12 protein-coding genes are annotated in these 16329 nt (G+C 32.4%); 1 reads left to right on the top strand and 11 read right to left on the bottom strand.

Annotated elements, in window-relative coordinates; translation table 11 throughout:
- The first annotated feature begins 188 nt into the window (after positions 1 to 188).
- A complete protein-coding gene (locus HPY79_07875) occupies positions 189 to 1580 on the top strand; it encodes an arginine decarboxylase (GenBank protein ID NSW45714.1) in 1392 nt (463 codons plus the stop codon).
- Positions 1581 to 1584: 4 nt separating this feature from the next.
- On the opposite strand, the gene HPY79_07880 is transcribed toward HPY79_07875, so the two are convergent.
- From HPY79_07880 to HPY79_07930, 11 genes are all read right to left on the bottom strand, one after another.
- A complete protein-coding gene (locus tag HPY79_07880) occupies positions 1585 to 3579 on the bottom strand; it encodes a LysM peptidoglycan-binding domain-containing protein (protein NSW45715.1) in 1995 nt (664 codons plus the stop codon).
- A 45-nt stretch (positions 3580 to 3624) separates the two neighbouring features.
- Positions 3625 to 4014, bottom strand: coding sequence for a hypothetical protein (locus HPY79_07885; protein NSW45716.1), 390 nt, complete (start codon positions 4012 to 4014; stop codon positions 3625 to 3627).
- Position 4015: 1 nt separating this feature from the next.
- Entirely contained in the window at positions 4016 to 5845 is a 1830-nt protein-coding gene (locus tag HPY79_07890) for an ATP-binding cassette domain-containing protein (protein ID NSW45717.1), read from the bottom strand.
- A gap of 2 nt (positions 5846 to 5847) precedes the next feature.
- Positions 5848 to 7194: an adenylosuccinate lyase gene (gene purB, locus HPY79_07895; GenBank protein NSW45718.1), complete on the bottom strand. Its 1347-nt coding sequence runs from the start codon at positions 7192 to 7194 to the stop codon at positions 5848 to 5850.
- Between the two features lie 332 nt (positions 7195 to 7526).
- A complete protein-coding gene (locus HPY79_07900) occupies positions 7527 to 8681 on the bottom strand; it encodes a hypothetical protein (protein ID NSW45719.1) in 1155 nt (384 codons plus the stop codon).
- Positions 8682 to 8720: 39 nt separating this feature from the next.
- The gene (locus HPY79_07905) at positions 8721 to 10775 is read right to left on the bottom strand and encodes a hypothetical protein (GenBank protein ID NSW45720.1); all 2055 of its coding nucleotides are present in this window, start codon (positions 10773 to 10775) and stop codon (positions 8721 to 8723) included.
- 217 nt (positions 10776 to 10992) lie between these two features.
- A complete protein-coding gene (locus HPY79_07910; GenBank protein NSW45721.1) occupies positions 10993 to 12876 on the bottom strand; it encodes a polysaccharide biosynthesis protein in 1884 nt (627 codons plus the stop codon).
- The gene (locus tag HPY79_07915; protein NSW45722.1) at positions 12866 to 13744 is read right to left on the bottom strand and encodes a 1,4-dihydroxy-6-naphthoate synthase; all 879 of its coding nucleotides are present in this window, start codon (positions 13742 to 13744) and stop codon (positions 12866 to 12868) included. Before HPY79_07915 ends, HPY79_07910 begins: the two co-directional genes overlap by 11 nt.
- Positions 13702 to 14322, bottom strand: coding sequence for a futalosine hydrolase (gene mqnB, locus HPY79_07920; protein ID NSW45723.1), 621 nt, complete (start codon positions 14320 to 14322; stop codon positions 13702 to 13704). Before mqnB ends, HPY79_07915 begins: the two co-directional genes overlap by 43 nt.
- Positions 14323 to 14329: 7 nt before the next feature.
- On the bottom strand, positions 14330 to 15112 hold the full coding sequence (rlmB, locus tag HPY79_07925) for a 23S rRNA (guanosine(2251)-2'-O)-methyltransferase RlmB (protein ID NSW45724.1): 783 nt from the start codon (positions 15110 to 15112) through the stop codon (positions 14330 to 14332).
- Complete coding sequence (locus HPY79_07930) at positions 15073 to 16326, bottom strand: GWxTD domain-containing protein (GenBank protein NSW45725.1); 1254 nt, start codon at positions 16324 to 16326, stop codon at positions 15073 to 15075. The genes rlmB and HPY79_07930 overlap by 40 nt, the downstream gene beginning before the upstream one ends.
- Positions 16327 to 16329: the final 3 nt, after the last annotated feature.

Genomic DNA, 16329 nt, shown 5'->3' on the forward strand with positions numbered 1-16329 from the left:
AAAATCACTAATATTTAGTCTAAATTAGCAACTTAAAAATTTTGTTGGTGATGCCCCAAAAAACATCAAAAAAATTCATATAAAGATAAAAATGAAAAGAAAAATGAATTAGTTTTGCAAAAATCTATTTAACTAAGTTAATTAGATTGTATATTAATTAAATAACTTAACTAACTTAGATTTGAAAAATGAAAACAAGGTATTATGATTTAATTGAACAAACATTTGATTGGCCACAAGCTGGTTTTGAAGTTATAGACGGAGAGTTACACTTCCATGATATTCCTCTAATGGATATTATAAAACAATACGGAACACCTTTAAAAATATCATATTTACCCAAAATTTCTGAACAAATACAAAGAGCAAAGCGAATGTTTAACGTTGCATTTGCTAAAACCGATTACAACGGAGACTATTTTTATTGCTATTGTACCAAAAGTTCATATTTTGAATTTGTATTAGACGAAGCACTTAAAAACGATATACATATTGAAACTTCCTCAGCTTTCGATTTTCCAATTTTAGACCGCTTGTACGAAAATGGTAAAATTACTACCGATAATTACATTATATGCAATGGTTTTAAAAAGCCCTTGTACATGCAATATATATGTGAATTTATTAATGGTGGCTTTCACAATACAATACCGGTACTCGACAATATGAACGAACTTTCGTATTACGAAAAAAATGTAAAAGTTAAAGCGAAATTAGGTATTCGTATTGCATCCGAAGAAGAACCAAGCTTTCAGTTTTATACATCGCGACTTGGTTTTCGATATAACGATATAATAGATTTTTATAAACAACGAATTAAGAACAATAAGAAGTTCGAACTTAAAATGTTACACTTCTTTATTAATACAGGCATAAAAGACACTTCCTATTATTGGAGCGAATTACATAAATCTGTAAATATTTACATTGAATTAAAAAAGATATGTCCTGAACTTGATAGCATAAACATTGGGGGGGGCTTACCTATTAAGAATTCATTAGCTTTTAGCTACGATTACGAGTATATGATAGAAGAAATAGTGAGCCAAATAAAAACATTATGTAACCAAGCCGATGTACCCGAACCCAATATTTTTACTGAATTTGGTTCATTTACAGTAGGCGAAAGTGGTGCTGTTTTATATTCAATTTTAGATCAAAAGAAGCAAAACGACCGCGAATTATGGAACATGATTGATAGTTCTTTTATGACCAACATGCCAGATATATGGGCTATGAATCAACGATTTATATTACTTGCTATCAATCGTTGGGATGAACCTTATGAACGTGTATTCTTAGGAGGTTTGACATGCGATAGTCAAGATTACTACAGCGAAGAAGCCCATGTAAATGCTATATACCTTCCTAAATTTGACGCAGAAAATCCATTATATATTGGCTTTTTCCATACCGGTGCCTATCAAGACACTTTAGGAGGTTACGGAGGTATTCAACATTGCCTTATTCCTGCACCCAAACACATTATTATTAATAAAGATGAAAATGGAGAATATTACACCAAACTTTTTGCAAAAGAACAAAGCGCCATATCTATGTTAAAGCATTTAGGCTATTAATTAGCTATGGTTTGTTTAAAACATTTACTTTTCTTACTTCAATAGGAGGAATCGATAAAGGCATTAGAAACTTATTAGTCACAATATTGGTTAAAACCATTTCATTTTGAACATCATCGTATCGAATAATAAAAATTCCTTTATTTTCGTAACCTCCTTTCTCTCCTATTTTTTCGAAATAAAATTTTGACGATAAAGTTGAAACATCTGTATGGTTTATACAATAAAAAAACTGAGATCCATATTTTTGAAGTAATGAAAGAAAGTATAAACTACAATCATAACCTAAAAAACTAAACTTAGTTGGTTCAATTTTATATAAATCTCTATAACTAAGCACAAAATTTTTAACCTGTGGATTGGAATAATCAACATAAAAAGGCTGAAATGCATGCGAATGTAAATTAAATAAATGCTCTAACTCGAAATTTTGTTCAAACTTTTTCCATGTAGGCATATACGATAAAATAAGCTTATAATTACGCGTAAGATCATTTAATTTGGTAATGGCATTGATTACAAAAACTTGTGATGATGATGGCAAAATGATAATATTTATTTTACGTTTATCGAGTGCTTTTTCAACAGCATCAATTCCTCCCTGCGAATAATTTACATCTTTTAGCGATGGACTTTTAGAGCCAAAATTATTATTAAATACATCTAAATACTGCTTTTTATATATATTAACTATTTGCAATTCATCATTTGCGTTACCATGAACAATTACGATGTTTAGTGAATCAAAAGCAGCTAAATATTTAGTAACTTGCGATAACTGTGAGTTTAGAGTAGTATTAAGTTGTATTACATTATCAAAATTAAATAACGCCTTATTAGTAGAAGAGATAGGATTTATAACAGCTATATGTCGAGCATGTGCCCACTCAGCCACATCATTAAAAATGTTATCGTAAAAAGGACCAATAATAAGTTGGACATCTTGCAAGTTTTTATCATTTAATAATAGCTTAATTTTTGCAGAATCACGTTTAACTTCATATTGAATAAGTTCAACGCTCAACCCCTGACGGCGAATAGAGTCGAGTGCCATTAAAAAACCTTCGTAAAATTCAATAAAAGGTTTAGGTGCTAATTTAAAATTTGGATCGGTAGAAGCATCTTCTTCGTCAATAAGTGCCTCATCGCCCATAAGTGGGATAAATAAAGCCACTTTTACATTTTTTAACGGAGATGTTTGCTGTTGTTTACAATCAGAAATTTTAACTGTATTAGGTTTAGTTTTATTAAAACTAGTGTCAATATTAGCAAGTGTTGTTGTTTCTTGTTTTATAGTATTTTTTTGTTCTTCAGCAACGGTTTGTTTGGTATTTTGTTCAATAGCATTTTTCATTTCTTTTTTAATTATGATTTCTTGCCCAATTTTTAGACCTGTAGTTTTTAATTCTGGATTTAATGCGTATAACGTTTCTTGCGTGATATTATATTGTTTGCATATACCATAAATAGTTTCGCCTTTTTGAACTTTGTGTTTAGCATTTTGAACTTCTGTATTATTTTGAACAGATGGATTTACTGCAACTTGTGGTTTATCATTTTTGTAATCGGCAGAAGTAATATTACGAACAGGAATTTGAATTTTTTGACCTGGTTTTATGCCATTTGAAACTTCTGGGTTTATTTGAACTAACTCTTCAATCGTTGTATTATTTTTCTTAGCAATACCATAAAGCGTTTCGCCCTTCTGAATTTCATATTCTTTTGTTTTATAGGGAGTTGCTTGTATAGGTATTCTTATTTTTTGTCCTGGCTTTAACCCATTTAAAACATCGGGATTTTCGTAAGCAATAGCATCGACACTCACTTCATAGGTTTTTGAAATGCTATAAAGGGTTTCGCTCTTCTGAACTTCGTGGATATAATATTTTTTTCCTTGAACAACCTCTATTTCGCTTGATTTTTTAACTTCCTGAGCATATGTATATGTAAGTGAACAAAAAAGAAACACAAAAAATAGTAAACACAAAAAATTTTTCATATCAATTTTTTTTACAAAAGTACACATTTTTTATACCATTGATAACTATGGACACAAAGATTGCAATTCCTTGATATTGCTAATTAAAATAGATTTAGGTCGTTGCTTGTAACGATAGTATATACGAATTGGCTCAAGGTGCTTTTCGCCTATCTTATTAAAGCTAACAATAATGGTATCGCCTTGGTTAAATTTCTGTTCGTTAATCGATTTACCTATTACAGAATAACTAAAATCTTTTATAGATGCATTATTTACAGTTAAGCTATCAAAAGTTACATTAACATACGAAGCTTTTGTTTTTAATAAAATATGATAATTTATGCCCTCAATGTTTTTCTCTTTTACACACCAATATTGCGATGTAGCTTTAGTAATTATAAACGAAGATGTGCAAGATTGAAAAAATAAAACAAATAAAAGATAAAGCTTCATATTATAACATTATGTGTTGATTTTGTATATCATGCAATTTTTTGTAGAGTCCATTTTTTGCCAACAATTCTTCGTGGGTTCCTTGCTCTATAACTTGTCCTTTGTTAATTACTAAAATTAAATCGGCGTTAACTATGGTTGATAAACGATGAGCAATAACTAACGAAGTGCGGTTTTTCATTAATTTTGTCAATGCATCTTGCACTAAACGTTCCGATTCTGTATCGAGCGATGAAGTGGCTTCATCGAGGATAAGAATGGGTGGATTTTTTAATACTGCCCTTGCAATACTAATTCGTTGCTTTTGTCCACCTGATAATTTATCGCCGCTATCGCCTATATTGGTATATACATGATTAGGATATTCCATAATAAAATCATAAGCATTAGCAACTTTGGCCGCTTCGAGCACTTGCTTTTCGGTAACCTCGTTAACACCAAAAGCTATATTGCGAAAAATAGTATCATTAAATAAAACCGGCTGTTGAGTTACAATCCCCATCAATGCACGCAAATTTTTAATTTTAACATTTTTAATAGGAATTCCATCGATTAAAATTTCTCCTTCAGTGGTATCAAAAAAACGAGGTATTAAGTCTGCAATGGTCGACTTACCTGCACCAGAAGGACCAACCAAAGCGACCATTTTTCCTTTTTCAATCGTAAACGAAACATTTTTAAGCACATACTCATTTTCATACTTAAAACTCACATTTTTAAACTCGATGGAATGATTAAAATCAGTTATAGCAACAGCTTGAGGATCTTCATATATTTTAATATCGGCAGCCATTATTTGCTCAATCCTATCGAGCGACGCCATTCCCTTTTGAATGTTGTAATATGCTTGCGAAAATGCCTTGGCTGGGTTTATTATTTGCGAAAAAATAACAAGATATGCTATAAATTCTTGCGACGAAAGTTCTGCTTTGTGATTGAGTACTAAAGTACCACCAAAATACATTAACGAGACTAAAACAACCGTTCCAAGGAACTCGCTTAATGGCGAAGCTAAATAACGACGACGAAATAACTTAATCATTAGTTGAGTATAAAAATGATTCATGTTTTTAAAACGCTGATTCATTTTATCTTCGGCATTAAAGCCTTTAATAATTCGAATTCCCGATAAAGTTTCTTCTACAACACTAATAATACCGCCTATTCTACGCTGTCCTTGGTTAGATTGTTTACGAAGCACTTTGCCCACTCTACCAATTACAATACCCGTTATGGGCAATAATATTAATGCAAACAACGTAAGCTGATAACTCATAAAAAAAAGTGTAACCAAATAAATTAGAATGGTAAGCGGATCGCGAAATATCATTTCAATAGAACTCATAATGCTCCACTCTATTTCTTGCACATCATTAGACATTCGGGTTATAATATCACCCTTTCGTTCATTCGAAAAGAACGATAATGGTAGTTGCAAAATTTTTGCATATAATTTATTTCGAATATCTTGAATAACCCCATTACGAATAGGAGCCATAAAATAATTGGCAAGAAAAATAAACATATTTTTAAGCAAAGAGGTAATAATAACAATAAGACTCACAATAAGTAAGGCCGAAGTTGGGCCATTGTTTTCTATTTGCTGTGTTAAAAAATAATTAAAATTATGCTGAATACTGTTTATTGAAAACTCAAAAGGGACTGCATCGTAAACAGCTTCTTGCGTTCCGAATAATATACCCAAAAAAGGAATAACCATCGTTAGGCTAAATAAACTCGATATAGAGCCTAAAATGTTAAATACTCCATTTAATATGGCTTTTCCCCAATAAGGTTTTACATATGATAATAATTTAACAAATTTCTTCATATTTATTGCTTCCCAGTATAATTAAAAGGACTTAAAAGCTTTAATTCTCTTTTTACTGATTCAGAAACATTAAGCTCTTCGATAAATGCATGTATATCTTCTTTTGTAACGGTTTTATGAGTACGGGTCAATTTCTTTAATGCCTCGTATGCACCTTCAACGCCCTCACGTCTTAATATTGTTTGTATTCCCTCAGCTATTACCATCCAATTATTATTCAAATCATTGTCAATAGCCGACTTGTTGACCATTAATTTATTCAACCCTTTCAAAATACTTTTATATGCTAAAAGCGAGTGGGCAATGGGATTTCCTATATTACGCAAAACTGTAGAATCGGTCAAATCTCGTTGAAGCCTCGATATAGGTAGCTTAGCACTTAAAAACTCGAACAAGGCATTGGCAAGCATCAAATTGCCTTCGGCATTTTCGAAATCGATGGGATTTACTTTGTGTGGCATAGCCGACGACCCTACTTCGTTTTCGTTGATTTTCTGCTTAAAATAATTCATCGAAATATACGTCCAAATATCGCGGCAGAGGTCAATTAAAATAGTGTTGATGCGTTTAATATTATCGAAAAGTGCTGCCAAATAATCGTAATGCTCAATTTGAGTGGTGGTTTGTGAGCGTTCGAGTTCGAGTATATGATTTACAAAGGCATTAGCAAATTCGTCCCATTTTATTTGCGGATAAGCGGCATAATGAGCATTGAAATTGCCAGTAGCACCACCAAATTTAGCAGCATAAGGTATAATATACAACATTCCTATTTGCTTATGCAGGCGTTCAACAAAAACCATCAACTCCTTACCCAAGCGTGTTGGCGAGGCAGGCTGTCCGTGGGTATGTGCCAACATGGGAATATCTTTCCATTCTTCGGCTAAATTCACCATGGTATCGACCAAATTATCTACCGTAGAAAAATAGTGCTGCTGCATCGCTTTTTTTAATAATAATGGAATTGCCGTGTTGTTTATATCCTGTGAGGTGAGACCAAAATGGATAAATTCTTTGTATTGCGATAAGCCAGCAGCATCGAATTTTTCTTTTAAGAAATATTCTACCGCTTTAACATCGTGGTTGGTTATTTTTTCAATATCTTTGATACGTTGAGCATCGTCGAGCGAAAAATTATCGAACCACGACATCAACACAGTATAGTTTGCACTATCGAAAGAAACAAGCTGTGGCAACGGCATTTTACATAGTGCAATAAAATATTGAATTTCGACATATAAGCGATATTTAATTAGTGCAAATTCGCTAAAATACTCTGCCAAAAAAGAAACTTGCTTTCGATAGCGTCCATCAATGGGCGTGATGGCTGTAAGTTCGTTTAATTGCATGGCTTTAAAATTTGTTGTAAAGGTACATTAAAATTTCAATTTCAATAACGATTGACCCCAGATTATGCATTTAAAATGCTTAATCTGGGGTCAATATAAAGTAAAAATAGCTGATATTAAGCTAATCAACAAATAAAGTTATTTTGATGATAGTTAATAAATTATATGTATTTGTTAATAAATGTTTTTTGACAGTCTGACGGTTTGCATGTTGTCGCAGCTGGCGATTTCGGAACCCTTTACTGTCAAGCAGCACAAAAGTTTGATAGTAACACTCAGCTTGATTTAATCACTAAACCGAAACTTTGGAGTAGCTGCTTTAGCATGAGTTTTCATTTTCTTTTATAGTGATAATATTCGTCAACATAATATCCGTTTTCTCTTATTTTCATACATTTTTTGCGTGCTTCATTCATTGAATCTGGTTCTTTATCAAAGTTCGAATAATTCCAATTATAATGTCCTGTGTCCCACTTTCCTTTAATATAAATGCCTGTGGATTCAGGAAAATAAACTTTTGCCATTGACCAGTTATTTAAATTTATTTCGGGAGTTTTTCTAATTAATGGTTCACGATTAGATTTTGGATTGAAATAGTAATGATGCTCCCACTCTCTAAAATGATTCTGCTTTTCTTCAAGTGTAGAATCTATTAACATATTCGTAAGTCCTAAGTTTTCGGAGTAAAGGTATATAAAATCCATTTTAGTTCTACTCCCGCCAAAACTTGCTCCACCATCATTAACATGTGTCAAGAAATCAATCTTAATGTTATTTTCAAGCAATACATCGTAGAAGAAATTTGAATTTTCCATTGTAAACAAAAGTATTATAAACTGTTTGGCTGTCGGAAAAATAAATGAGTTATAATTAGAATTCCATTCTTTACCTTCTTCATTAGCAACACGAAATTTATTATGATTTTGTTTATCTTTGGGATTTATTACAGTATACTTTATTCCTGATAATGAATAAATTGAAGTTCCACTCTTTAAACTATAAACATCTCTTTCAAGATTAATTAATTGACATTGGATAGCAAAAACCTTATGTGTATTTTTTTGAATTAGATGAGAGAAGTGAAAAAGGGCATGGTTTGGATAAAATACATCATTTTTAAGAAATAATTCCGTCCAATTTTTTATCACAACAGAATTTCCACCCCCAAATTCATCCAAAATATATCCGTTATAGAGAAGTGGATGCGGCAAAGGTTTTCCTTCTTTTTCGAGTTTATCGTAAACAAAACTGTATAATCCCATCATTTCTTTCGGAAAAGGGTTCCAATCAAGACAAGTAAAATCAGTATGAATGAAAATTTTAGGGAATTCTATGTTTTCTTTTTCACAATAATAATCCCAATAGAAAATATGCCTGAAGTCATATCCACTTGATGGATAATAACAAATTTTATTATTATTTTCCCAAAAGTAGTTTGGAAGTTTGTCAAGGTTTTCTGACTTGAATATTTCTCTTAAATTCTTCATAAAATTGATGTTACAAAGAATATAACAATTTATAAATTTCTATTTTTGCAAATCAATAGGAATTTTAACCTTGGGGTCTAATTTGGAAGCTTTTTGAAAATATTCTAAGGCTACATTTGTTTGATTGAGATTAAGATAAGTAATACCGATGTTCACCAATGTTTGTGCATCTTTTGGGTCAATTTCGACCGCTTTTTTCAAAAAAATCAACGATGAGTCGTATTGCAACGACATTCCATAAGCCACACCCAAATCTTTATTAACAGCAGCATTGTTGGGGTTAATAGCTTGTGCTCGCAATAAAAAATATTTAGCCTTGGGCAAATTATTTTTAAATTGCCCGTATAATATTCCTAATTGATAATTCACTTCAAAACGATTGGGATTAATAGTGAAATAATCTTCCCAAACCTTAATTTTGTAATCGACACTATCGGTAGCTCTTAATACCAATTCGGTATTGGAATATGCTAAATTATGCTCGGGATTAAGCGTTAACAACTTACGATATGCCCAAATGGTAGAATCTAAGTTTTTATTATATTCAAAGTAACCATTCCCAAGCAAAAGCAATGCATCGCCATAGTTGGGATAAATTTCGAGCGAATGAGTAAGATATTTAAGAGCCAGTTTTAAATACTCATTGCGTTTAGCCTCGTTTCCGGGTTTGGTAGCCTCTTCTATTAACTTTCCTCCAGCGGAGCAATTGCTTTTGGCACCATTGACCGAAACTTTAACATCGGTTGTAAAAAGTGTAAAATCGTTTTTCCAATCGCTATTACGCGCAATCGTTTTGCCTGCATAAGCAAGCATTACCAAAACAAACAAGGCTATGCGTAATGGTTCTGATTTTATCCATTTAGGCAAAACCTGTACAAAAAAATAAGCAGCTATCAAGCAAAACCCAATCGATGCTACAAAAACAAAGCGTTCGTTCATAAATACCCCAACCGGAAACAAAAAGTTAGAAACCGGAGCTAAACTAATAGCATAGAAAAAAATTGAAAACGATAGGAGCGATTTTTTTTTGAAATTTTTAAGCGCAATCCAAGCTAAAAACAACACTAATAGCAAAGACCCCCACGCATGCCAATGCGTCCATTCGGTAATGGGTATATGGTAGGGGTAATAATCGTATGTAAGCGGATGTGGAAAAAACAAAAGTTTAATATAAATACCCATAGTGTACATAATAGTTGCAAACTTTTGCGATGTATTCATTTCGAGAAAGGAGTCGTTCATCAATTCGGGCATGGTTTTAATACCACCCTGCCCCAATACCGATTGACGTATGGCAAAATAAATAATGGCAGCCGCTATAAGTGGCAAGCTTGTTTGAAAAATTGTTTTAGTTTTGGTATTGGTAAAAAACCATAAAGCAAGCGGAATAGTAACAATAAAAGTTGCAGCAATCTCCTTAGAAAGCATTGCCAGTAAATATGCTATAAAAGCCCACAATAAATTTCTCCATTTATCTTTACCCTCTATGGCCTTTAATACAAAATAAAACGAAACTAAAGCTCCCAGCAACGACATAATTTCGTCTCGTCCTTTAATATTAGCCACAACTTCGGTATGAATAGGGTGAGCCAAATATAATAAGGTTGTTAAAAGAGGTATGTACTGTATCCACGAATTAGCTTTATAACGTTCAGCTAACAACTTCTCTAAAACTAAAAGAAGCATTACACATAGGAATGCAAATAGCAATACATTAATAAAATGACTAACATGAGGATTTAAACCAAAAAACTCAATTTCTAAAGCAAAAGTTACCATCGAAAGTGGGCGATAACGACCTCCAGCAACCAAATCTTTTTTGACTTTAAAAAAACCTGTAAATAACTCATTTTTAAAAATATCAGGAATACCGGCAATACCTTTTTGCGTAAAATCGTTTTGAGTAATAACAATAGCATCGTCTAATGCATAATCGTTAAAAACTGTATTGCCATAATAAACAAAAGTCAATAAAAAAACAATCCAATAAGCATATTTTGTCAAAAATGTTTGATGGGTAGATATTGAATTATGGGCTGGTTGTGATGTTTTTGATAGAGGCACATTTTGTAACTTTTTCTTTTTATTTTTCATGTGTAATTATTTTTTAAATTATATACTAATGTTACATGGAATACGCCATTCGAACAAATAGTGATGTTTGTTTGTGTGTAAATTTCATTTTCGGTTTGTGTGAATTTGTTCTCATGGCTATTTCATAATCATTGATATTTGAGCGTTCAAATTTAATTATTTTAAGATGAAAAATAATAGCAGAAATAAACATAAAAAACATTCTTTGCCAATAGCTTTAATTGATATCTAATTTTTCGTATGCAGAATTCATGCTTTTAAATTCGGGTACAATTTTTTTCATTTTGCCAACCAACTCGTAATTGTCGAATTTTTTTACCAGGTTAATTAATTCGTCTATTTGTTCTTGAATTTCATTGTAAGGAGTTTCTGCAACTTTAGCAATCATAATAAGTGGATGATAGGTAGGCAAAGTATTTTCTTTTTTATTCAACAATTCTTCATAAATTTTCTCGCCAGGTCGCAATCCAGTAAAAACAATTTCAATATCTTTTCCTTCTTGCAAGCCAGCTAATCGAATCATTTTACGTGCTAAATCGACTATTTTTACAGGCTTACCCATATCGAATATAAAAATTTCGTTTCCATTTCCCATTGCTCCAGCCTCTAAGACCAATTGACAAGCTTCGGGTATGGTCATAAAATAGCGTGTTATTTCGGGATGCGTGACTGTAATGGGGCCTCCCATTTCGATTTGTTGTTTAAATCGTGGTATTACAGAGCCATTAGATCCTAAAACATTGCCAAATCGTGTAGTAATAAATTTGGTTTTCGATATTTTTCCAAGTGCTTGACAATACATCTCTGCAATTCGTTTAGAGGCGCCCATCACATTGGTCGGATTTACCGCTTTGTCGGTCGAAATCATAACAAATCGTTCAATTTCATATTGGTGGGCTAAATCGGCTATAATACGTGTTCCTTTTACATTAGTTAAAACAGCCTCAGCAGGATTATTTTCCATCACTGGAACATGCTTATAAGCTGCAGCATGATAAATAACAAGAGGTTTATATCGTTTAATAATATATTCAAGGCGTTCGCGGTTTGTAATGTCGCCAATAATATATTTATAATTTTTAAAGTTAACTTTTTCTTCTAATTCGAGTGTTAGTTCATACATCGGCGATTCTGCTTGATCGTATAATATAATCAACGAAGGCGAAAAGGCAGTAAGCTGAATAACAATTTCTCGACCAATAGAACCGGCCGCACCGGTTACCATTACCACTTTACCAGTTATTTGTTGGCTTATATTTTTCTTATCGAGTTGTATTACTTCACGTTCAAGTAAGTCTTCAATTTTAATTTGTTTTAATTGGTTTAAATTAAGTTCACCATTTATCCATAATTTTATAGGTGGCACCTCTAATACTTTTATTCCCAATTCTATCGCCTGTTCACTAATTTCGCGTTTGGTTTCTTTGGTTAAATGTTCGTCGGCTATAATTAAATGTGTTATTTTTTGTTTTTGTACTACATTTTCAAATTTCGAAAAAGGGTAAATTTTTATTCCATCTAGACGCAAATTTTTATTGTTATTAGAAACATCAAAAAAAGCAAGTACCCGATAGTTTACATTAAAATCGTTATCGAGGCTGCGTTTAACCGATAAAGCAAAATGCTCTTTACCAACTATAGCAACCTGTGAACGAAAACGTTGAGAAGTTGTTAATTCAAAAAAATACGATTTTATAAGTAAACGCAAAAAAACCATTAAAAAAACAGTAGCCAAAAATTCGATAATAATTATTGAAAAAGGAATAATAAAAATCGCTTTAAACCAATAAGTTAACACATTGATAATAATAAAAATGATAGACCCTGCAAACAATACTTTCAATATACGTAAAGAATCTTCAACACCGGTATATCGAACAATTCCGGCGTAGGTCTTAAATAAGTAAAAACTAAAACTTCTCACTAAAATAACAATTGGCAATACATAATAGATATATGGTATCCATTCGTTTTGCGGTATAGAGAAGTTGAATCGTATTAAATATGCTATATGCAAAGCAATAAAACAAATCAAAACATCAACACTAAATATAATCCAACGTGGTGTAGTTTTTCTAAGTAAAATTAAATTATTCTTCATCGATAAAAACATTTAACGGATTAGACGGTAAAAGATGAAGCTGTATTCCTTCGCTCAATAATTTTGCAATAGCTTCTTTTCCTTTTGTTCCAATATTAAGCGAAAATTCATTTACATACAAATCGATGTGTTGTTTTATGACATTTTCAGCCGTTTCTTGAGCATGAGCCTTAATAATTGACATAGATGCATCGGGATTTTGAAAAGCAAAAGTAATACTTTGATATAAAATATGATTTATTGCTTTTTTTATATCTCGAGGAAGATTTCTTTTAATTGCAATAGCCCCCAATGGAAGGGGCAAATGATACGAAGCTTCCCATTGCTCCCCCAAGTCGGCTATTTTTTGCAATCCTTTTCTTTGGTATGTAAAACGTGTTTCGTGAATTATAACGCCGGCATCAATTTCATTCTCCAACAAGGCCTCTTCTATTTCATTAAAAAAGTATTCTTTGGTTGCCTGCTGTGGACGATAAAAAAGTTGTAATAATAAATTGGCAGTTGTATTAAACCCCGGAACCCCTATTTTTACATAAGGTATTTCATCAGGATAAATTTTCTTTTTTGAAATAATGAGTGGACCATTTTTATATCCTAAAGCCGAACCTACTGTTAATAGTTCGTAGTGGTTTAATACTTGTCCAGCAGTAAATACGCTTATTTTAGTAATATCGGTTTCGCTATTTAACGCCCATTGATTAAGAGTTTTGATATCGGCAAAATGAAAATCGAAATGAAGATGCTGGGGATATTGAATACGTTGATTTATCCACGCTTCGAACATAAAAGTATCGTTTGGACAAGGCGATATACTTACCTTAAGCTTCATTTGTTGAAAGTAGAAAATATTTCCAACAAAGTTAGCCATAAATTATGAACTGCTAAAGCAATATTCCATTTTGATTTATCTCGCTCGCCTACCCTATTTGAAACTGCTCTTAAAGCAATTAACGGGATATTTTCGTATTTGCAAACCATGAAATAGGCAGCACTTTCCATTGTTTCAATATCGGCATTATATTTCTGTTGCATCATTTTATTTCGTGAAATATCGCTTGAAACAGTATTAACCGTAATACCGCAGACTTTTGGTATTTTCAAATTCCACTCGTTTTTATGTTCTAAAAATATTGTTTTTTTTTCTAACTCTGCCAAATGAATAAATGTATGCTCTTCTTGAAAACCTAAATCGCCAAAAGTATCGGCAATTACTTGAACTACCTGTCCCACATTTAATTGTTCGTTAAACGCTCCACAAATACCCATATTAATGACTAAATCGTATTTTTTTTGCTGCAATGTTTTGGTTAAGTAATAAATGGTGTTTGCGTTTCCCATTCCAGTAATCAATACATCAAATAAATTTGGGAATAATTGATTAAGTCTATTTTTATATTCAGTATGAATTTCAATATCGGTAGCCAAAGATATTAAAATGCGCGTCATACTACCATCATTTTTCTGTTCTTTGTCTAAGGCACTCAAAAAGCATGACACCAGCAGCAACCGAAACATTTAACGAAGCAATAACACCAACCATTGGAATAAAACACATTTCGTCAGCCGCTTTTAAAATAGAAGGTGAAATGCCTTTCTCTTCGCTACCCATAATAATTGCAAGAGGTAAAGTTAAATCGGATTTAAATAAGGAAAGACTTCCTTTTTCGGTAGCTGCAACTACCTTTAATCCATGATTCCTTAAATTCCTAACAGTGCTTAATAGCGACTTTTCGCGACAAACAGGTACATGTAATAACGCACCTGCCGAAGTTTTAATGGCATCCTCGTTTATTTCGGCCGATCCTTTTTCTTCGACAACAATAGCATGCACTCCTGCCGATATAGCAGAGCGTGCAATAGCACCAAAATTTCTAACATCGGTTACACCATCGAGTATTAAGATTAAAGGTGTCTGCCCCTTATTGAAAGTATCAAATACAATATTTTCTAACGATTGATATTCTATAAGACTTAATTTAGCTAATACGCCCTGATGGTTCTTAGATGCATATGGAAAAAATTTTTCTTCGGGCACAAACTGAATAGGGATATGATGTTGCTGAGCAACATAGATCAATTCTTTAATAAGTGGATTATTTTTTTTTCGGTCTATCCATATTTTATCGATATTTCTACCCGATTCGATAGCTTCTATAACGGTTCTAGCACCGTATATTTGTTGATTTTTAGTTTGCATTATTCGTTTGCTATTGAAAATACCCTTCCATTTCGCCATGTATCTATAGCCTGTAACCATGATATTTTATATCCCTCGTTACGTTCTAAAATAAAATGATTGCTAGTGAAGGGATTTTGTTTCTTAATAAAATTAAATACCAACACTTTAGCACTTTGTGGTGTGCCATATATCCATTGTTCAATATTGGGTGCTTTATAAATGGTAGTAGGAAGTCCAAAAATAATATAAACCATTCCCCTATCGGTTTTCCAACCTTCGGTATAACTTGTAAAATACAAATTCGCAAGCATAGCTCTGGTATAAAAAACTCGGATAAGTTCACGAGCTCGCGATATATTTCCAGTTGCATTGAGCCAAAAACGATCCACCGCTTCTTTTTTATCTGACAATAGATTTAGTTCATTAAACTCTTTTTGCGAGTTCAGCATTCGCAACGGTTGTAAAAGTTCACTCGGACGAACCAACGAAGGGAAATGATTAGCAAAATGAAAGATTGTAGTTCCATTGCCAATAGAATCTCGATAAATATGAAGTATAGTTGGCTTATTTAATACGAAATAACATGTATCGCAAATTAAACTGACGCGGATACTATCGGGAGTAGGCACAAAAAAATCTTTGTTACTTGTCATCTGGTAAGGTGGAGAGCATAATTTATAAGCATTGGGAAACCAAGCAAATTTCCACTCGCGTGGTAAATCCGAACGAAGTATTATTGAAAAAGTATCGCTATCGCATAACCATGGATCAAAATAAGGAATGCCTTGCTTATTTACCAACAAAAAATCGTTAGAATTTATTTTAGCTTTACGTTCAATATGAACATATTGATGAAAATGAGTTGAAAAAACAGGGTCATTGATAAACAAATCGACCATGTAATTCGATGAATCGTTAAGATTAACATCAAACTTTAAAATATAAAAATCTTTATTTTCATTCAAAATAGTTTTGGTAAAGCGCAGTGTATCCACCAATTTTAACCCTTGTGTTGTTTCGTATAATGTGTAATGAACATTTAAATTGCAGCTACTGCTTTCGCCATTGGGCAAAAACATCAAATCTTTAGAAGGTAACTTGCAATAAATAGAAGTGGTATTATTATTAATGTTATGGGCAATAACCTTAGCATGTATGGTTTGGGCATTAGGATTATATAAAAAATTAAGATTTAAGCGACGCGTGTTGGTTGTTTGTAGGGTTGACAAGCAAGAATATAGTCCCCCTAAAGCGACAAAAAAAATCCACAAAAT

Source organism: Bacteroidales bacterium, assembly GCA_013314715.1.
Lineage (GTDB): Bacteria > Bacteroidota > Bacteroidia > Bacteroidales > GWA2-32-17 > Ch61.

Bases quoted from the DNA above. Each gene is read 5' to 3' on its own strand.
- HPY79_07900 (NSW45719.1), bottom strand. From the start codon at position 8,681: ATGAAGAATTTAAGAGAAATATTCAAGTCAGAAAACCTTGACAAACTT.
- HPY79_07910 (NSW45721.1), bottom strand. From the start codon at position 12,876: ATGAAGAATAATTTAATTTTACTTAGAAAAACTACACCACGTTGGATT.
- HPY79_07890 (NSW45717.1), bottom strand. From the start codon at position 5,845: ATGAAGAAATTTGTTAAATTATTATCATATGTAAAACCTTATTGGGGA.
- HPY79_07880 (NSW45715.1), bottom strand. From the start codon at position 3,579: ATGAAAAATTTTTTGTGTTTACTATTTTTTGTGTTTCTTTTTTGTTCA.
- HPY79_07885 (NSW45716.1), bottom strand. From the start codon at position 4,014: ATGAAGCTTTATCTTTTATTTGTTTTATTTTTTCAATCTTGCACATCT.
- HPY79_07915 (NSW45722.1), bottom strand. From the start codon at position 13,744: ATGGCTAACTTTGTTGGAAATATTTTCTACTTTCAACAAATGAAGCTT.
- HPY79_07905 (NSW45720.1), bottom strand. From the start codon at position 10,775: ATGAAAAATAAAAAGAAAAAGTTACAAAATGTGCCTCTATCAAAAACA.
- rlmB (NSW45724.1), bottom strand. From the start codon at position 15,112: ATGGCGAAATGGAAGGGTATTTTCAATAGCAAACGAATAATGCAAACT.
- purB (NSW45718.1), bottom strand. From the start codon at position 7,194: ATGCAATTAAACGAACTTACAGCCATCACGCCCATTGATGGACGCTAT.
- mqnB (NSW45723.1), bottom strand. From the start codon at position 14,322: ATGACGCGCATTTTAATATCTTTGGCTACCGATATTGAAATTCATACT.
- HPY79_07875 (NSW45714.1), top strand. From the start codon at position 189: ATGAAAACAAGGTATTATGATTTAATTGAACAAACATTTGATTGGCCA.